The sequence below is a fragment of the Cellulosimicrobium sp. XJ-DQ-B-000 genome, assembly GCF_031119065.1.
Classification (GTDB): Bacteria; Actinomycetota; Actinomycetes; order Actinomycetales; family Cellulomonadaceae; genus Cellulosimicrobium; species Cellulosimicrobium funkei.
The window spans coordinates 101070-119108 of sequence record NZ_JAVHYN010000002.1 but is presented as its reverse complement, the minus strand read 5'-3'; the positions used below and the strand labels follow the sequence as shown (position 1 = coordinate 119108).

17 protein-coding genes are annotated in these 18039 nt (G+C 74.9%); 7 read left to right on the top strand and 10 right to left on the bottom strand.

Annotated elements, in window-relative coordinates; all coding sequences use genetic code 11:
- Positions 1-29: 29 nt before the first annotated feature.
- Positions 30-902 carry a methyltransferase gene (locus tag RDI86_RS04410; RefSeq protein WP_076403386.1) on the top strand — a complete coding sequence of 291 codons (873 nt, stop codon included), beginning with the start codon at positions 30-32 and terminating at the stop codon, positions 900-902.
- Between the two features lie 155 nt (positions 903-1057).
- Positions 1058-1600: a hypothetical protein gene (locus RDI86_RS04405; protein ID WP_076403385.1), complete on the top strand. Its 543-nt coding sequence runs from the start codon at positions 1058-1060 to the stop codon at positions 1598-1600.
- A 3-nt stretch (positions 1601-1603) separates the two neighbouring features.
- Here the strand turns inward: RDI86_RS04405 and RDI86_RS04400 are convergent, their stop codons facing one another.
- Positions 1604-2320: an ATP-binding protein gene (locus RDI86_RS04400; protein ID WP_308820799.1), complete on the bottom strand. Its 717-nt coding sequence runs from the start codon at positions 2318-2320 to the stop codon at positions 1604-1606.
- A 72-nt stretch (positions 2321-2392) separates the two neighbouring features.
- Here RDI86_RS04400 and RDI86_RS04395 point away from each other — a divergent pair, with 72 nt between their 5' ends.
- On the top strand, positions 2393-3082 hold the full coding sequence (locus tag RDI86_RS04395) for an NUDIX domain-containing protein (protein ID WP_308820798.1): 690 nt from the start codon (positions 2393-2395) through the stop codon (positions 3080-3082).
- Positions 3083-3146: 64 nt separating this feature from the next.
- Here the strand turns inward: RDI86_RS04395 and RDI86_RS04390 are convergent, their stop codons facing one another.
- The 3 genes from RDI86_RS04390 to RDI86_RS04380 are packed head-to-tail and all read right to left on the bottom strand — an operon-like array spanning position 3147 to position 6210.
- Positions 3147-3812: an LUD domain-containing protein gene (locus RDI86_RS04390; RefSeq protein WP_061266620.1), complete on the bottom strand. Its 666-nt coding sequence runs from the start codon at positions 3810-3812 to the stop codon at positions 3147-3149.
- Entirely contained in the window at positions 3809-5419 is a 1611-nt protein-coding gene (locus RDI86_RS04385; protein WP_170963114.1) for a LutB/LldF family L-lactate oxidation iron-sulfur protein, read from the bottom strand. Before RDI86_RS04385 ends, RDI86_RS04390 begins: the two co-directional genes overlap by 4 nt.
- The gene (locus RDI86_RS04380; protein ID WP_308820797.1) at positions 5416-6210 is read right to left on the bottom strand and encodes a (Fe-S)-binding protein; all 795 of its coding nucleotides are present in this window, start codon (positions 6208-6210) and stop codon (positions 5416-5418) included. The genes RDI86_RS04385 and RDI86_RS04380 overlap by 4 nt, the downstream gene beginning before the upstream one ends.
- Before the next feature lie 174 nt (positions 6211-6384).
- Between RDI86_RS04380 and RDI86_RS04375 the strand changes: the two genes are divergently transcribed.
- On the top strand, positions 6385-7089 hold the full coding sequence (locus RDI86_RS04375; protein WP_308820796.1) for a GntR family transcriptional regulator: 705 nt from the start codon (positions 6385-6387) through the stop codon (positions 7087-7089).
- A 42-nt stretch (positions 7090-7131) separates the two neighbouring features.
- On the opposite strand, the gene RDI86_RS04370 is transcribed toward RDI86_RS04375, so the two are convergent.
- From RDI86_RS04370 to RDI86_RS04345, 6 genes are all read right to left on the bottom strand, one after another.
- A complete protein-coding gene (locus RDI86_RS04370) occupies positions 7132-8463 on the bottom strand; it encodes a DUF6596 domain-containing protein (RefSeq protein WP_308820947.1) in 1332 nt (443 codons plus the stop codon).
- Position 8464: 1 nt separating this feature from the next.
- Positions 8465-8821 (bottom strand): YciI family protein, encoded by a 357-nt coding sequence (locus tag RDI86_RS04365; protein WP_009862891.1) that lies wholly within the window; start codon positions 8819-8821, stop codon positions 8465-8467.
- Positions 8821-8994: a hypothetical protein gene (locus RDI86_RS04360; RefSeq protein ID WP_308820795.1), complete on the bottom strand. Its 174-nt coding sequence runs from the start codon at positions 8992-8994 to the stop codon at positions 8821-8823. The genes RDI86_RS04365 and RDI86_RS04360 overlap by 1 nt, the downstream gene beginning before the upstream one ends.
- Positions 8995-9074: 80 nt before the next feature.
- Positions 9075-10583: a glucuronate isomerase gene (uxaC, locus tag RDI86_RS04355; RefSeq protein ID WP_308820794.1), complete on the bottom strand. Its 1509-nt coding sequence runs from the start codon at positions 10581-10583 to the stop codon at positions 9075-9077.
- Between the two features lie 175 nt (positions 10584-10758).
- Entirely contained in the window at positions 10759-14130 is a 3372-nt protein-coding gene (locus tag RDI86_RS04350) for a family 16 glycoside hydrolase (RefSeq protein ID WP_308820793.1), read from the bottom strand.
- Positions 14131-14289: 159 nt separating this feature from the next.
- Positions 14290-15294: a LacI family DNA-binding transcriptional regulator gene (locus RDI86_RS04345; RefSeq protein ID WP_308820792.1), complete on the bottom strand. Its 1005-nt coding sequence runs from the start codon at positions 15292-15294 to the stop codon at positions 14290-14292.
- Between the two features lie 273 nt (positions 15295-15567).
- Here RDI86_RS04345 and RDI86_RS04340 point away from each other — a divergent pair, with 273 nt between their 5' ends.
- From RDI86_RS04340 to RDI86_RS04330, 3 genes are all read left to right on the top strand, one after another.
- Positions 15568-15867 (top strand): hypothetical protein, encoded by a 300-nt coding sequence (locus RDI86_RS04340; protein WP_143317025.1) that lies wholly within the window; start codon positions 15568-15570, stop codon positions 15865-15867.
- Between the two features lie 354 nt (positions 15868-16221).
- The gene (locus tag RDI86_RS04335) at positions 16222-17049 is read left to right on the top strand and encodes a sugar phosphate isomerase/epimerase family protein (protein WP_308820791.1); all 828 of its coding nucleotides are present in this window, start codon (positions 16222-16224) and stop codon (positions 17047-17049) included.
- On the top strand, positions 17046-18005 hold the full coding sequence (locus RDI86_RS04330) for an ABC transporter permease (protein ID WP_308820790.1): 960 nt from the start codon (positions 17046-17048) through the stop codon (positions 18003-18005). Before RDI86_RS04335 ends, RDI86_RS04330 begins: the two co-directional genes overlap by 4 nt.
- Positions 18006-18039 lie beyond the last annotated feature (34 nt).

Below are 18039 nucleotides of genomic sequence, written 5' to 3'. Positions count from 1 at the left end.
GCGGCGATACCCGGAGTACCGTCCGGAGCGTGGACCAGAGCCGGCTCGACGACCTCACCGCCCGCCTGCGTGCCGCCGGGTGCGTCTTCGCGGAGGACGAGGCCGCGCTCCTCGCCGAGCGGGCCGACGACGCCGCGCACCTCGAGGCGCTCGTCGCGCGCCGGGTCTCGGGCGAGCCGCTCGAGCACGTCCTCGGGTACGTCGACTTCCACGGGCTGCGGGTCGCCGTCGACCCCGGGGTGTTCGTGCCGCGCCAGCGCACCACGCTGCTCGTCGACGAGGCGGTCGCGCTCGCGCGGCGGGCCGGGCGACCGGCCCGGCTGCCCGACGGCGGCCCGGGCAGCGGCCCCGGCGGTCGCCCCGAGGGCGGCTCAGACGGCCGGACGGTCGTCGTCGACCTGTGCTGCGGCGCCGGGGCGCTGGGGCTCGCGACCGCGGTGAGCCTCGGCGGCGACGAGACCGTCGCGCTGCACGCGAGCGACGTGGACCCGGCCGCCGTCGCGTGCGCGGCGCGCAACGTCGCGGCCGTCGGCGGGACCGCGTACGAGGGCGACCTCTTCGACCCTCTGCCCGCCGGTCTGCGCGGGCGGGTCGACCTCCTCCTCGCCAACGTGCCGTACGTGCCGTCGGGCGAGATCCCGCTGCTGCCGCGCGAGGCGCGCGACCACGAGGCGCACGTCGCCCTCGACGGCGGCGGCGACGGGCTGGACGTGCTGCGCCGCGTCGCGACCGAGGCGCCCGCCTGGCTCGCCCCCGGCGGTCACCTGCTCACCGAGTCCGGCGAGCGTCAGGCAGCGGGCGCCGTCGCGGTGCTCGGCCGCGCCGGGCTGGTCGCGCGCGTCGTCCGGGACGACGACATCGGCGCGACGATCGTCGTCGGGACGCTCCCCGCTGAGACGTGAGAAGTGGCCCCCGCGACGCGCGGGTCAGGGGCCCCTTCTCACGTCTCGGCAGGCTCGTCGAGGGGGGATGTGCGCCGTGGTGCAAGGCGCGGGCCGTCCGTGACACAGAGTGGACGAGGGCCCGACGGGCGGGCGGGCCGCGAGAGGGGACGTCGGTGAGCACCGCACGAGCGCGACGGCGCGCGCACGGCCTGGCCGGTGCGCTGCTCGTCGCCGTGCTCCCGGCGTGCAGCGGTCCGGGAGGTCTGGTCACCGCGTGCCCGGCGGTCGGGTACTCGGCTCGCCTGGAGGTCCGGCTCGACGACTCCTGGCCGGACCGCGACGCGTACGGTGTCACGGTGGCCTGCGTCGGCGCCGACCCCTGCGCGCTCGTGCGCGACGGTACGCTCCGGCCCGGCCCGGAGCCGGCCCCCACGACGATCCCGGTCGATCCGGTCGACCCGGTCCCGCCCCAGGCCGTCGAGACCTCGCCCGAGCCGAGCGGAGAGGCGCAGGACGCGCCGTCCGTCGGCGAGTGGACCGGGTCCGCGCTGAACGGTCCGGTCGGCACGGTCGTCGTCCGTGTCGTCGAGGTCGCCTCGGGCGACGTCGTCGTCGAGCGCGAGATCGACCCGACGTGGGAGAGCGCGGACGGTGCCGACTCGGAGTGCGGCGGACCGTCGGTCGCGACGATCGAGGTTGCCGCCCCGCCGGGGTGACGCCTACGCCGAGGTGGGCCGCAGCAGTGCGCGGATCTCCTTCTCGGCCTGCGCGGGCGTGAGCGCGCGGCAGCCGAGCGACTCCCAGTGCCGCACGAGCGCGGGCTCGGCGCGCAGCAGCGCCCACCCGCGCCGGAACAGGGTGAGCGGCGGCTTGCGCATCTCGGCGAGGTCGCGCAGCAGGCGGAACCAGAACGTCACGAGGCGCGGTCGGTAGAGGCAGATCGCGTCGGCCAGCACGTCCTGCGCGCGGCAGGCCGCGACGATCTCTGCCGCGAAGATGCCCTCCGCCAGGACGACGCGCGAGCCCGTGACGTCGACGTGGGTCGTGCCGGTGCGGCGCGACGTCGGGATGTCGTAGACCGGCACGTCGGCGTGGCCCGTGCGCGCGAGGTCGACGAGCGCCGCGACCGCGCCCTCGGCGTCCCACGAGCGGGGGTCGTCCCAGTCCACGATGCCGAACCGCTGCGGCAGGTCGGGGTGGTCGTGGTCGAGGTAGAAGTCGTCGAGCGCGACCACCGGGAGCCCGAGCCGGCGGGTGAGCGACGTCTTGCCCGAGCCCGACGCCCCGGTGAGCAGCACGATCCGCGTCGGGACCTCGCGCGACCCGGGCGGGAGGTCGAACAGCGCCGGGTCCCCGGCGGGTCCGGTCGGCACCGGGCCGGTCCGGGTGGCGGCGTCGGTGGGGCCGCCGTCGACATCGTGCTGAGGGTCGCTCACGGGACACCATTGTCGCAGCGTCCGGCGTGAGCCCCGAGGCGGGGCGTCGGGTGCGGCGCGTAGCCTTCCCCGGTGACCCCTCCGGACCCCGCCGCCCTGCTCGCCCGCGACGCCCTCGACCGCCTCGACCGCTGGGAGCCCGTGGATCCCCGCCAGAAGGCGCTCGCGGCGGAGTACCGCGCGTTCGTCCGCGGCGACGCCGGCCCGCGCGCCGAGGCGGTGCGGCGCGACGGCGGTCCGCAGCACCTCACGGCGAGCTGCTTCGTGCTCAGTCCCGGTCTCGACCGCGTGCTGCTGTGCTTCCACCGCAAGGGCCGGTTCTGGGTCCAGGTGGGCGGCCACACCGAGCCGGAGGACACGACGCTCGCCGGTGCGGCCTACCGCGAGGCGCGCGAGGAGAGCGGCATCGAGGACCTCGTCCCGTTCGACCCGGACCCCGAGCCGGGCGTCCCGCTCGACGCGGACCCCGAGCCGGGTGCGGAGTCCGTGGTCGGGGCGGGTGCCGCGCCGTCCGCCCCGGTGGACGTGCACCGGCACGACCTCGCCGCGGCGTTCGGCACCTGCCGGACGCACTGGGACGTCGGGTTCGTCGCGTTCGCGGACCCGGACGCGCGCACGGTCGTCAGCGACGAGAGCGAGGACGTCGCGTGGTTCCCGGTGGACGCGCTCCCGCCCGGCACGCCCGACGACTTCCCCGTCCGCCTGGCGACGGTCCTCGCGGAGGTGCGCCACCGCCGTCGGGCAGGACTCCCCGCGACGTAGAGCCCCGGTCGCGCGAGGTAGAGCCCTGGTCACGACCAGGGCTCTACCTCGGCGGACCGGGGCTCTACCTCGGCGGGGCGAGGACGACGTGGAGGGTGCGAGGGCCGTGCACGCCCTCGACGCGGGAGAGCTCGATGTCGCTCGTCGCGCTCGGGCCGCTGATCCAGGTCTGCGGGCGCCCGGGGTGCGCGGCGAGCAGGCGCACGGCCTCGGGCACGGTCTGCACCACCTGGTCCGTGCGCACGACGCACACGTGCAGGTCGGGGACGAGCGTGATCGCCCGGCGGCCCTGGTCGGGCTCGCCGTCGAGCACGATCGTCCCGGTGTCGCCCACCGCGACGCGCGCCGCCGTGACGACGGCGTCCGTGCGGTCGAGCTCGTCGGGCGTGCGCGGGTCGTCGCGCGCGTCCCGCACGACGGCGGTCCCGGCGCCCAGGCCCGCGAGCCACGCCTCGTCGAGACCGGCCGGCACGACGACGGACGTCGCGTCGGCGAGCAGGTCGCCGACGACCGTGGCCACGTCCGCCGACGTCTCGGCGCGGTGCACGTGCGCCCGGTAGTCGACGAGCCGGTCGACGAGCACGTCCACGACCTCGGGCGAGCCCGGGGCGAGCTCGCCGTGCTCGCGATAGGCGCGCGGCACGCTGCCCGACGCCGCGGGGCCGCCCGCCGCCGTCGACCGGCCGAGCGCGGTGCGCACGCGGGCGAGGACGTCGTCGCGCGCGCTCACCGGTCCTCACCTCCCTCGGTGCGGGGCTCGTCGGCCGGGCGGTCGCGCCACCAGTCGCGGAAGGTCTGCTTCGCGGGCGCCGGGAGGTCGCGCGAGCGGGTCCACGCGGACGCGGGCGGGGGGAGGGTCGAGATCCGGCCCTTCGGACCGGCGACCAGGCGCCCGACCCCCGCCGCCTTCTCCGCGAGCTCGAACCGGCGCGCGTCGGACATGACGAACGAGGCCGCCTTCATCGCTGCGCCCCACCCGGTGGGGCGGCCGCGGTCGGCGTCGACCTCGCGCGCCCGGAGCTCGACGAGGATCGACGGGATGTCGATCTTCACGGGGCACACCTCGTAGCACGCGCCGCACAGCGTCGAGGCGTAGGGGAGCGACGCGTTGGGGTCGTGGTGGCCGGAGAGGCCGCCGGAGGACTTCGTGAGCTGCGGCGTGAGGATCGCGCCGATCGGGCCGGGGTACACCGACCCGTACGCGTGGCCGCCCACCCGCTCGTACACCGGGCACACGTTGAGGCACGCGGAGCAGCGGATGCAGTGCAGCGCGGCCCGCCCGACCTCGTCGGCGAGGACGTCGGTCCGCCCGTTGTCGAGCAGCACGAGGTGGAACTCCTGCGGGCCGTCGCCGGGCGTGACGCCCGTCCACAGGGACGTGTAGGGGTTCATGCGCTCGCCCGTGGACGACCGCGGCAGGAGCTGGAGGAACACCTCCAGGTCGGTGTACGTGGGCACGACCTTCTCGATCCCCATGACCGTGATGAGGGTCTCGGGGAGCGTGAGGCACATGCGGCCGTTGCCCTCGGACTCGACGACGGTCAGCGTCCCCGTGTCCGCGACGCCGAAGTTCGCGCCGCTGATCGCGACCTTCGCCGAGAGGAACTTGCGGCGCAGGTGGGCGCGCGCGGCCATCGCGAGCTCGCGCGGGACGTCCGACAGGTCCGGCGGGGCGTCGCCCATGCGGGCGAGGAAGATCTCGCGGATCTCCGCCCGGTTGCGGTGGATCGCGGGCACGAGGATGTGCGACGGCATGTCGTCGGCGAGCTGCACGATGAGCTCCGCGAGGTCCGTCTCGTACGCCGCGATCCCCTCGGCGGCGAGCGCCTCGTTGAGCCCGGTCTCCTGCGTCGCCATGGACTTCACCTTGACGACCTCGTCGACCCCCTTCGCCTTGACGAGGTCCGCGACGATCCGGTTGGCCTCGTCCGCGTCGCGCGCCCAGTGCACGACGCCGCCGCGCGCCACGACGTTGCGCTCCAGCTCCTCGAGGAGCTCGGGCAGGCGCGCCATGACGTCGGTCTTGATCGCGGAGCCCGCGTCGCGCAGCGCCTCCCAGTCCGGCACCTCGCCGACGACGGCGGCGCGCTTGGCGCGGATGGTCGACGTCGCGTGCGCGAGGTTGCGCCGCAGCTGCGTGTTCTGGAGCGCCTCGCGCGCCGCGTCGGGGAACGACCCGCCCCAGCGCAGCGGGGCGTCCGGGTGCGGCACGTCGCCGAACGCGTCCGACGCCGCCCCCGCACCTGCCGAGGTGCCGTGCCCGCCCGGGCGCGCGACGTCGTCGGGCAGGGTGCGCGCGCCGCGCCGGACGGGCAGGCCGAGGAACGTGCGGCTCACCGGGCACCCCCGCGCGTCGTCGGGCCGACCCCGGCGGGGGCGGGCGTGTCCTTGGTGGACGCGAGGATCTCGGCGAGGTGCAGCGTGCGGACGCCCGCGCGGATGCGCGACAGGCCGCCGCCGATGTGCATGAGGCACGACGCGTCGCCCGCGGTGAGGACCTCGGCGCCCGTCGACTTCACGTGCGTCATCTTGTCGGCGAGCATCGCCGTCGAGGTCTCCGCGTTCTTCAGCGCGAACGTGCCGCCGAACCCGCAGCACTCCTCCGCCGCGGGCAGCTCGACGAGGTCGATGCCCTCGACCGCGCGCAGGAGGCGCAGCGGCTTGTCGCCGACGTGGAGCATGCGCAGCGAGTGGCACGTCGGGTGGTAGGTGACCCGGTGGGGGAAGTAGGCGCCGACGTCGGTCACGCCGAGCACGTCGACGAGCAGCTCGGACAGCTCGTACGTCTTCGCGGCGACCGCGTCGGCGGTGCGCGCGAGGTCGTCGAGTCCGGCGCGCCGGCAGACCATGCCCTGCTGGTGGCGCACGGACCCGGTGCACGACCCGGACGGGACGACGATCGCGTCCCACTCGCCGTCGAGCACGGGGGAGAACGCCTCGACGTGGTTGCGCACCACGGGGACCGCCTCGTCGAGGTACCCCGTGTTGACGTGCATCTGGCCGCAGCAGGCCTGGCGCTCGGGGAAGAACACCTCGTGGCCGAGGCGCTCGAGGAGGAGGGCGGTGGCGCGCGGTGCCTGGGGGAACATCACGTCGCCGATGCAGGTCGCGGTGAGGGCTATGCGCATCAGGGCTCCGGGGGAGGCGAGTCGGGTCCAGTCTCGCCGGGCCGCGTCGGTGCCGCCTGCCGAGACCGCCGCGGTGAGGCGCCGCGGCTGTGGTCTGACCACAGGCCGTCCACTGTAGACCACGAGGGCGGCGTGGTCTGACCACAGCGTGCCGGGGTCGCCTACCCTGAGCGGGTGCGCACCCACGAACGCGTCCTCGCCCGCATCGAGGCGGACCTCGCCGCGGGCCGCTGGGCGCTCGGTGAGCGCCTCCCCGCCGAGCGCGCGCTCGCGGAGGAGCTCGGCGTCTCGCGGCCCTCGGTGCGCGAGGCGCTCCGCGTGCTCGAGGCCATGGGCATCGTGCGCACCGCCGTGGGCTCCGGGCCCGACGCCGGCGCCACCGTCGTCGACCGGCCCGCCGCCGGGCTGGGCGCGGCCGTGCGCCTGCACGTCGCGTCCGGGACGCTCGCGGTGCGCGACGTCGTCGAGACGCGCGTGCTGCTCGAGACGTGGGCGGTCCGGGCCGCAGGGGAGCGGGTCGGCGCGGGAGACGACGAGGCCGCGGCGACGCTCCCGGAGGCCGGAGAGCTGCTCGACCGCATGGACGACCCGACGCTGCCCGCGGCCGACTTCCGCGAGCTCGACGCGACGTTCCACGTGCTGCTCGTGCGGCTCGCGGGCAACGCGCTCGTCGAGGCCGTCATGACCGGGCTGCGCGGCGCGATCGAGTCGTACGTCGCCGCGGGCAGCGCCGCGCTCCCGTCGTGGGAGCGGACCGCGGCGCGCCTGCGCGCCGAGCACCGCGCGGTGCTCGGCGCCGTCGCGGGCGGCGACGGCGAGCGCGCGGCCCGCGCGGTGCGCGCCCACATCGAGGGCTTCTACGCCGAGACGGGCCTCTGAGCGGACCGTCGCGCGCGCGTCCCGCGACGGGTCTCGCGGCGGCTAGGCCGGTCTCGCGCGGGGCAGGTCGGCCAGGCGGCGCTCCAGGAGGCGGCGGTCGCCCTCGCGGTCCACGAGCGTGAGGGCGCGGCGCAGGTCGACGGCAGCGTCCGCGGGGCGCCCGGCCCGCACGAGCAGCTCGGCGCGGACGGCGGGCAGCAGGTGGTAGCCCGCGAGCGCCTGCTCGTCCGCGAAGGCGTCGACAGCGGCAAGCCCCGCGTCCGCGCCGTGCACCTCCGCGACCGCGACCGCGCGGTTGAGCGCGACGACGGGCGAGCCGGTGAGGTCGAGCAGCACGTCGTAGAGACCGAGGATCTGCGACCAGTCGGTCGCGGCCGCGTCGGTCGCCTCGTCGTGGAGCGCCGCGACGGCGGCCTGCACCTGGTACGGCCCGGGCCGCCCGACGGCGAGCGCCGCGTCCAGCGCGGCCAGCCCCTCGGCGATCTCGTCGTGCCGCCAGCGCGCGCGGTCCTGCTCGGCCAGGGTCCGCGTGACGCCGTCGGGGCCCACGCGCTCGTCGCGGCGCGCGTGCTGGAGCAGCAGCAGGGCGGACAGCCCGCGGGCCTCGGGCTCGTCGTCGAGCAGGCGAGCGGTGAGCCGCGCGAGCCGGACGGCGACGTCGGCGAGCGCGCGCCGCTCGGCCGAGCCCTCGACGGCGTCGGCGGGCTCCGCCCAGGCGTCGTACCCCTCGGTGAACAGGACGTACAGCACCGCGAGGACGCCCTCGACGCGCTCGGCCCGCAGCGCGGCCGGCGGCACGCGGAAGGTCATGCCGGTGGCGCGGATACGGCGCTTGGCCCGGACCAGGCGCTGCGCCATCGTCGCCTCGGGGACGAGGAAGGCGCGCGCGACCTGGGCGGTCGTCATGCCGGTCAGCGACCGGATGGTGAGCGCGACCCGCGCCTCGGCGGGCAGCGCCGGGTGGCAGCACGTGAAGAGCAGGCGGACGAGGTCGCCGTCCGGGTCGTCGGCGTCCCAGGCGTCGTCGTCGAGGCCGCGCGCGACGTGGTCGAGCACGGGGTCCGCGGCTCGGCCCCCGCCCCGGGGACCCGGGTCGACGCGCTCGCCCAGGCGGCCCGCAGCCGCGACCCGCTCCGCCTCGACCCGACGACGGCGCAGGACGTCGATCGCGTGGCGGCGCGCGGTCGTCGTCAGCCAGGCGCCGGGACGCTCGGGCACGCCGTCGCGGCCCCACGTCCGCAGCGCCGCGGCGAACGCCTCCTGTGCGGACTCCTCGGCGAGGTCGAGGTCGCCCGTGCTGCGCGCGACGGCGCCGAGGACGCGTCCCCACTCGGTGCGGAACGCGTCCTCGACGGGGTCCGTCGCGGTCGGCAGGTCAGGACCCGTCGAGGTCCAGCGGCCACGCGGGGTGCAGCTCGATCGCGCCGCCGTACGCCATGGGGTGCTCGGACGCGATGGCGATCGCGGTGTCCAGGTCGGGTGCCTCGAGGACGTCGAAGCCCGCGATCGACTCCTTCGTCTCGGAGAACGGCCCGTCCGTGACGAGCACCTTGCCGCCCCGGACCCGCACGCCCACGGCGTCCTCCGGGGGGCGCAGCCTGTCGCCGACCACCGCGGCGCCGCTGCCGTAGTGCCGCCCGACCCACTCCCCGATCGGGGCCGCGGCCTCGGCCTCCTCGGGCGGCAGCCCCGGGTCGTCCGGGGTGCCGAGCACGAGCATGAGGTAGCGCATCAGAGGTCCTCCGCCCTCGTCGCCGCGGGCCGACGGAGCACCGTCGGCCCGGAGGACGCCCCGTCGGCGGCGGACGTCCCGTCCCCGGCGCTGCGTCGCCCGTCACGGTACCGCGCATGGTCCGGCGGGTGCTCGCGGTCCGCCGCGAGGATCGTCTCCAGGAACGTCGTCATCGTGCCTCCTCCTCCCGTACGGCCCGTGCGGCCGTACGGGAGGACGACGAAGCCCGGCCGCCGGGATCGACATCGCGGCGCTACCGGACCGGACCGCGCGGCGAGGGATAGGAAGCGCGGGGCAGGTGGTACGCGAGGTCGACGGCGGTCTCGACCGCCTCGTCCAGGTCGAGCCGGTGCTCGGCGACGAGGCGCGCGAGGAACCCGGCGTCGACGCGGCGCGCCAGATCGTGGCGCGCCGGGACGGAGCAGAACGCCCGGGTGTCGTCGACGAACCCGCTCGTGTTGTAGAAGCCGGCGGTGTCGGTGACGGCCTCACGGAACCGGCGCATGCCGTCGGGGCTGTCGAGGAACCACCAGGGGGCCCCGAGACGCAGCGCGGGGTACACGCCGGCGAGAGGCGCGAGCTCGCGGGAGTACGCGGTCTCGTCGACCGTGAACGCGATCATGCGGAACCCCGGGTGATGGCCGAACGCGTCGAGGACCGGTCGCAGCGCGCGCACGTACTCGGTGCGCTCCGGGACGTCGTACCCCCGGTCGGGTCCGTACGCCCGCGCCACGCCGGCGCAGTGGTCGCGCAGCACCCCGGGGTGGAGCTGCATCACCAGGCCGTCCTCGGCGGACATCGCCGCCATCTGGAAGAGCATGTGCGCCGCGAACGCCCGCGCCTCCGGCGCCGTCACGACCCCGCGCAGGGCGCGGTCGAGCACCCGGGCGGCGTCGGTCTCGTCCATCGGCGTCGTGTCGGCCGTGAGATGACCGTGGTCGGTCGCGCGCGCGCCCGCGGCGACGAACGCGGCGCGACGCTCGCGGAGGGCGTCGAGGTACGTCCCGTAGTCGACGACGTCCGTCCTCGCCGCGGAGCCGAGCTCGGCCACCTGCGCGCCCCAGTCGGCCCGGTCGACGTGCAGGAGCGGGTCGGGCCGAAAGGTGGGCACGACGCGCTCGCCCCAGCCGTCGGCCGCCAGGCGGGCGTGGTCGGCGAGCGCGGACTGGGCGGGGTCTGTGGTCGCGAGGGTCTCGATGCCGAACCGCTCGAACAGCGCCCGAGGGCGGAACTGCGGTCGTGAGAGCCGGTCGACGAGATGGTCGAACAGCTCGTCCGCCGTGGCGGCGGACGGCCGGACGGGAGCCTCGAAGACCTCGACCAACACGTGCTCGAGCCAGTAGCGCGTCGGAGTGCCGCGATAGACCCGCCACCCGGCGCAGAACCGCCGCCAGATCGTGCGGGGGTCGGTCTCCGCCGGTGCCGTGCCCGCGGGCGCCGACGCGAGGGGCGCCGCACCGAGGTCCTGCACACCGCGCACCCCGCGGGCGCCGTGCGGCGAGGTGCCCTGCGCGACGAGCAGGCGCACGAGGTAGTGGTCCGGGGTCACGAGGAGCGCGGCGGGGTCGCCGAACGCCGCGTCGTCGGCCAGGAGCGCCGCGTCCACGTGCCCGTGCATCGAGACGATCGGCAGGCCGCGCGTGGCGTCGTACACCTCCCGTGCGACGCGCCGCAGGGCAGGGTCCGCGGGCAGCGCGCGGTCGGGGTGCAGGACCCACGGTGCCGTCGTGGTCCCGGTCTCGTGGTGCGTCGTGCTCGTCACGGGTGTCCTCCAGTGGTGCGCGGTCGTCGTCCCTTCCTCCGGTGGTGACCGGAGGGCGTGGTCGTGCGCGCGGTGGTCGGTCTCGGGGTGGGTGCGCGGCGCGCCCACCGACGCGTCGGGCCCGGTGCCGCCGCCCGCGGACGGGTGGGCGGCATCCGGGCCCGACGGTGGAGCGTCAGCCGCAGGTCGGCAGGCCGTGCTCCGGTGTCGCGACGGTCTCCCGCTCGTCAGAGGTGTCGGACGGGCGAGCGGTGACGGTCACGGACCCTGCCGCCGGGGTCTCGTCGCCCCGGACGGCGAACGCCTGGTAGGCGTTCTTGCCGGGGGCGACGCCGGTGAACGCCTTGGAACCGAACGGCGTGTCGAGGACGACGTCCAACGGGACGGTGTCGTCGTTGAGCGCGCGGACCGCGACGTACGGCGTGCCCGCGAGGCAGCGGACCTCGGCGGTCGCGGTGACCGCCACCTCCGACGGGGCGGGCTCCTCCACGCTCGGGAGGCGCTCGATCCAGACGTTGCGGAACCGCGGGTTGAGGCCGGGGTCGCCGTGGTCCTGGAGCTTGATGTACCCCGACGTCGGGCCCTCGTCCTTGCCGTTGCCGGTCTTCCCGTCGACGGCGACGTCGTCGTGCACGAGCTGCCCGTTCCACACGAGCGTGATGCGGGCGTCCTCGGTCTTGGCGCCGTCGGGGCCGAACCGCGCGGCCCGGAACTCGAGGTCGTACGTCTGCCACGTGCCCATCGGGGTCGCCGCGTTCACGTCGGGCGCCTTCTTCAGGTAGATGGCCCCGGCGTCGTTGTTCTTCGGGGGGTCGATCCCGAACGACTCGAGCACCTGGACCTCGTAGCGCTCCTGGATGTAGACGCCGCTGTTGCCGCGGGCCTGGCCCGTGACCTCGGGCGCGTGCTCGGGCTGGTACCACTCGACGTGCATCCGGAAGTCGTCGAACTTCTCCTTCGTGCGGATGTCACCGCCGAAGGACTCGAACGAGCCGTCCGCGATCGGCCACGTGGCCGGGCCGCCGCCGTTGACCGCGGCCCACGCGTCGAGGTCGTCGCCGTCGAAGAGCGTGATGCGCTCGCTCGGGGTGACGGTGAGGCTGTCGAGGTTGACGTGCCCGAGGTCGTCGTCGTCGTGCCGGATCGTCACGGTGTTCGCACCCTCGCGCAGCGGCACGGTCTCGACCTGCGTCGCCCACGTCGACCAGCTCACGGTGCTGTCGAACCAGACCTGCTTGAGCTTCTCGCCGTTGACGTACAGGCTCAGGTTCCGTGGCGTCGGCCGCGGGTCGCTGTTCTGCCCGTTGGCGTAGCGGATCGCGAGGTCGTGGGGTCCGGCCTTCTCCGCGCGGACCGCGAAGGTCGTCTGCGCGCCCGGCTCCCAGTTGCGGTCCACGAACCCGCTGCCCGAGTAGCCGGCGTGGTTGCTGTTCCAGCCGGCGCCGCCGGAGATGTCGGCGGCCTCGGCCTCGTAGACGGGCGGCGCGACGGAGCCGTCCGGCAGGCGCGTGAGGGTGTACCACGCCTCGGTGCTCCACAGCTCCTGCCCGCTCTCGGACGCGAACGGGCGCGGGGAGTGGACGTTCACGACACGCCCGGGCTTCAGCCCGTCGATCTGCAGCGTGACGGTCCTCCGGTCCTCCGACACGGTCGCGGCGGCGACGTCCAGGACCTCCTCGTCGACCTTGGGGCCGCCGTACTGCGGGGTCGCGACGTAGCGCCACTGCGCGGCCGTGTACTTCGACGCGAGGTCCTGCGCCGTCTCCTCGGAGAGCGGCTGCGTGTACTCGATCTCGAAGCCGCCCTCGACGGCGCGCATCGCGAGCATGTCGAAGGCGTGGTTGCCGTCGTACGTGAGCTTCTGGAGACCGTACGAGAGCTTGCCCGCCTGGCCCCAGTTGCCCGACCAGCCGATGCCGCCGACGTAGATCGCGCCGTCCGGGCCGACGCTCGTCCGGCTCACTCCCGACTCGAGGCCCTGCGTCATGCGGAAGACGGCGCCCTGCTCCTGGCCCGCGACGTCCTCGAGGTACGCACGCTGGAGACCACCGTACGTGACGTCCCCGATCGCCAGCTGACCGGCGAACACGCCCTCGGTGAGCACGACGGGGTTGCTCGGCGAGTTCGAGATCTCGCTGTGCGGCATCCACAGGACCGGCTCGGTGACGGGCTGGTCGTCGTACGGGCCGTCGGGGTTGGTGAAGTGGTTGTAGAACGCGCCCTCCTCGACGCGCACGAGCTTGGAGGTGGGGATGCGGACGCCCTGGTTGTCGGTGACGTACATGCCGCCGTCGGCGCCCCAGCCGAGCCCGTTCGGCGTGCGCAGGCCGCCCGCGACGTACTCGACCTCCCCGGTGTCCTTGCTGATCTTCATGACCGAGCCGCGGTTCTCCGCGAGCTGCGGGTCGAGCGAGTTGCCGCCGGGCACCATCGCGATGCCGGTGGTGACGTAGAAGTAGCCGTCCTCGTAGAGGAGGCCGAACGCGAACTCGTGGTAGTTGCCGCCGAACGGCCAGGTCGCGATCGTGTCGTGCTCGTCGGCGACCTCGTCGCCGTCGGTGTCGACGAGCGCGGTCAGCCCGTCCTTCTCGGACACGTAGATCGTGCCGTCGACGTACTTCAGGCCCATCGGCTCCGTGAGGCCCTCGGCGACCTTCGTGTAGGTCACGTCGTCGGCGCCGGTGTCACCCTGGACGTGGTCGACGAGGTAGACCTCGCCGCGCTGCGTGAGCCGGTCGCCGCCCCAGGTGGAGATGGCCAGACGGCCGTCGGGCAGCCAGTCCATGCCCGTCACCTGGGGCTGGAAGCCCTCGGGGCGCAGGTCCGTGAGCGTGTAGTCGGGGTGCACCTCGGTGAGCGGCAGCCCGTCGCCCGGGGCCTCGGTGACGCCCTCGCACTCCTTGCGACCGGGCGACGTGACGCGCGTGACGTCGGCGTCGGTGCTCAGCACGGAGCTCGGGACGACGACGTAGCCCGACGCGCCCGGCGGGCGCCACTCGAGCTTGAGCCGCTGGTCGAACTCGCCGTCGAAGTGGTCGATGCGCAGCGCGCGGTAGCCCGCCTCGAGCTCGATCGACCCCTCCTTGGACGTCGCGCCGTGGCGTCCCGGGTGGTCGACCACGAGCTCGTCGTCGAGCAGCAGCCGTGCGCCGTCGTCGTTCGTGATCCGGAAGTCGTACGTGCCTGCTTCGGGGACGTTCAGGTACCCCGTCACCTCGGTGACGAACTTGTCCGTGAGACCGAAGTCGGCGGCCGTGGTCCAGTCGACGGTCGGCATGATCTTGTCGACGTTGGGCGTCTGCCCGGGCTTGAGCGTGCAGTAGTCGTCGAGGATGACCTGCACGTCGAAGACGCGCAGGGTCACGCCGGGCTCCTGGGGACGGATGTCGGCCTGGGTCGCGGCGGGGACGGCGACCGGTGCCGCTGCCTGGGCGGTCAGGACGCCGGAGGGGACGGCGAGCGCGGCGAGCGCCGCGACGACGGCGCGCCGTCGTCGACGCCGTGCCGCGCCGTGCGGAGGTGGTGCCAGGTTCGAGGGGTGGTCCATCAGCCTTGCCTCTCCATCGAGGGCCTTGCGTGTCCGGGACGGTGCGCGCGGCGCGCATCGGTGCGCGCCGTGCGGTCACTATCCGGGGACGCGCGGGACCGGGGCAACGAGTTGCCACTTGTTGCCCCTGCCCGACCGGCGCGGTGCGCCGAGCGCCGCTCAGGCGGGACGGGCGGTCGAGCCCCGTTCCACGAGCTTGGCGGGCAGGAGCGTCGGCCCGACGGCGGCCGGGGGCGACGAGCGCAGCTGGGCCAGGAGACGCTGGACGGCGAACGACCCGAAGTGACGCAGGGGTGCTGCGACGGTCGTGAGCGGGGGAGTGCAGAAGTCCGAGCCGAAGATGTTGTCGAAGCCGACGACGCTCATGTCCCGCGGCACCTCGACGCCGAGCCGGCGCATGCCGCGCATGGCACCGATCGCGATGAGGTCGTTGTAGGCGACGACCGCCGTCGCGGCGTGCGCGACGAGCGCCTTCGCCGCGGAGAGCCCGCCCGCGAGCGTGGGCGGGTACGGGCCGACCCGGCGGGCCTGCACGTCGACCTCGCGCGTCGCCTCGCGGAACGCGCGCCAGCGCATGCCGTCGGCCCAGGACGCCTCCGGCCCGGCGACGTAGGCGAGGCTCGTGTGCCCGAGTCCGGCGAGGTGCTCGACGGCGCTGCGCATGCCCTGGGCGTTGTCCGTCAGCACGCTCGGGACGTCGGTGACGTGGCGGTTCATGACGATCGTCGGTCGCTGCTTCGCCGCGACGCGGATCGAGGAGTCCGAGAGCCGCGACGTCGCGAGGATCATGCCCTCCACGAGGGGCAGGGTGCGGTCCAGGGCCCGGCGCTCCGCCTCGTCGGACTCGTGCGCGTCGACCATGAGCAGGGTGTACCCGGCGTCCTGGGCCGTCTTCTCGGCGCCGCGGAGGATCTCGAAGAAGAACGGGTTGGTCACGTCGGCGACGACGATCCCGAGCAGGGACGTCCGGCCGGTCGGCAGCCCGCGGGCGAGCGGGTTCGTCCGGTAGCCGAGCTCGCTGGCGACCTCACGGATACGTTCCGCGGTCTGGGCGTTGACGCGGCCGGGCCGTGAGAACGCGCGCGAGACGGTCGAGGGCGCGACGCCGGCCGCCTGGGCGACGTCGTAGATCGTCGGGCTGGCACCATTGCCGGCGGGGGTCATGCGGTCGGACTGTAACGTCGCTGACAGCGATGGACAACAACCGGTTGTCGTTGCCGTGTCGCGCGTGGAGGGTGCCGGAGGCAACCGACGGCAACTCCTTGACGACCACCGGAGGGCGCCGTCCAATGGCTCCGTGGAGCCGCGACCGACCCCGTCCTCGACCCTGCCCACGGCTCGGCGCAGACCCGGCGGCCGAGCGCCGGCCGCGACTGCGCCCGTGGCGGGGACCGCGCCCGTTGCCGCTCCGGAGGTCGGGTCCCACGGGTGCCGTCGATGAGGCGCACCGCGCCGTCGCCGGACGTGACCGGCCCGGCCCTGGCCCCGGTCGACCCCCGGGGCGCGGTCGAGGAGGCCGTGCAGGTGGAGACGGCCGAGAGCGAGCTGCGGCGGCTCGGGCTCGACGATCTGCGGGTCCACCACCACGGCGACCTGGCCCGCATCGAGGCGCCCTCTACCGACCTGCTCGCGGTGACGAGCGAGCCGCTCCGTGGCGAGGTGCTCCGGGCGGTCCGTTCGGCGGGCTTCCGCCTCGTCGCGCTCGACCTCGCCGGACCGCCCGACCCCGGCGCCTGACGACGGCCGGTGCCGACGGTGCCGACGGTGGCAACCGGTGGCAACCGGCGTCCGGGGCACCCGGTCGGGCGCACGCCCCGGCGAGCACCCGCGAAACCCGGGGGCCGTCGCGCGCAGGAGGGGCCGCGGCCGTCGGGGGGCAACAAGTGGCAACTCGTTGTCCACCCGCAGGCGCGCCCCTACTGTCCATGCCAGGCGCACCGAGAACGAGCTCCGTGCGCAGGACCTCGACACCGTCTCGTCGACCCGCCCCCACCTCCGTGCACCGCCCGTCCGGCGCCTCCCCGCGTCGGCGGCCGCCGGACGGTGGCCGCCGCGCCGTCGCCGGGAGACGACCAGAAGGGAGGACGCACGATGTGGACGCTCTCGGGCTTCGCGGACGAGATCTCGCCCGAGGTGGAGACGCAGTGCGTCGTCGCCTCCGAGCTCGGGCTGCGCTTCGTCGAGCTCCGCAGCGCGTGGGGCACGAACGTGCTCGACCTCGACGACGACCAGCGCGGGGAGGTCGTGCGCCTGCTGCACCGCCACGACCTCCGGGTCTCGAGCATCGGCTCGCCCGTGGGCAAGATCGCGGTCGACGAGGACTTCGACCCGCATCTCGACCGGATGCGGCACGCCGCGCGGCTCGCGCAGGAGCTCGACGCGCCGTACGTGCGGGTGTTCTCGTTCTTCGTGCGCCCGGGGACGGACCCGGCGACCGTGCGCGACGTCGTCGTGCGGCGCATGCGGGCGCTCGCGGAGGTCGCGCGTACGGCAGGCGTCGTGCTGGTCCACGAGAACGAGAAGGGCATCTACGGCGACACGCCCGAGCGGTGCCTCGACGTCGTCGAGTCGGTGGGGTCCGAGCACCTCGCGCTCGCGTGGGACTCGGCGAACTTCGTCCAGGTGGGCGTCCGGCCCTTCACCGACGGGTACGCGCTGCTGCGCCCGCACCTGGTGTACGTGCAGGTGAAGGACGCCGTCGCGGCGACGGGGGCCGTCGTACCCGCGGGCCGGGGCGACGGTGAGCTCGTGGAGACGGTCCGGGCCCTGCGCGACGACGGCTTCGACGGGTTCTTCTCGCTCGAGCCGCACCTGAGCGACGCCCACAGCCTCGGCGGGTTCTCCGGTCCTGAGCTGTTCACGGAGGCGTGGGAGGCCTTCACCACGATCCTCGACGCCGAGGGGGTGCCGTACCGATGACGAGCGCGCCGCCCCCGGACGTCCCGCGCAGCACCCGCACCACGACCATGGAGGACCGCACGATGACGACAGCCCAGGAAGTGCGACCGGTCCGCCCCGCGGCAGGCCCGCCCGTCACGGCACCCCGACGTGCGGGTACGGGCGGACGGCCCACGACGTCGCTCGGCGCGCGCTCGCTCGCCGTCGTGTCGGCGGCGTGGCGGCCGGCGCTCGTGCTCCTCGCCCTCCTCGCGGCGTGGTGGTTCGTCGCGTGGCGGGAGCTCGTCCCCGCGTACCTCGTCCCCTCGCCCGGCGCGGTCTGGGACACGATGGTCGCCGACTGGCCCATGCTGCTCGAGCACACGTGGGTCACGACGATGGAGACGGTCGTCGGGTTCGTCCTCGCCGCCGTGATCGGCGTCGCGACCGCGGTGCTGCTCGTGTACTCGCCGACCGCCGAGAAGTCGCTCTACCCGCTCATCCTGTTCGCGCAGGTCATCCCCAAGATCGCGATCGCCCCGATCCTCGTCGTGTGGTTCGGGTTCGGCGCGACGCCCAAGATCGTGCTCGCGGTGCTCATCGCGTTCTTCCCGGTCGTCGTCTCGGCCGTCGCCGGGCTGCGGTCGATCGACCCCGAGCTGCTGGAGATGTCCGCGACCATGGGCGCGTCGCGCTGGAGGACGTTCCGCAAGATCCGCTTCCCCGGGTCGCTGCCCCAGCTCATGTCCGGGCTCAAGGTCGCCGTGACGCTCGCGGTCGTCGGGGCGGTCGTCGGCGAGTTCGTCGGTGCCGACCGTGGCCTCGGGTACGTGCTCCTCCTGGCGAGCGGCAACCTCGACGCACCTCTGCTGTTCGCCGACCTCATCCTCATGTCGCTCATCGGCGTGGTGCTCTTCCTCCTGGTCGAGCTGCTCGAGCGGCTCCTCATCCCGTGGCACGCGTCGCGGCGCGGGAACCTCGTCCTCGCGGCGTCATGACCTCCCGGGCCGCCGGCGCCCGCCGGCGTCCGGG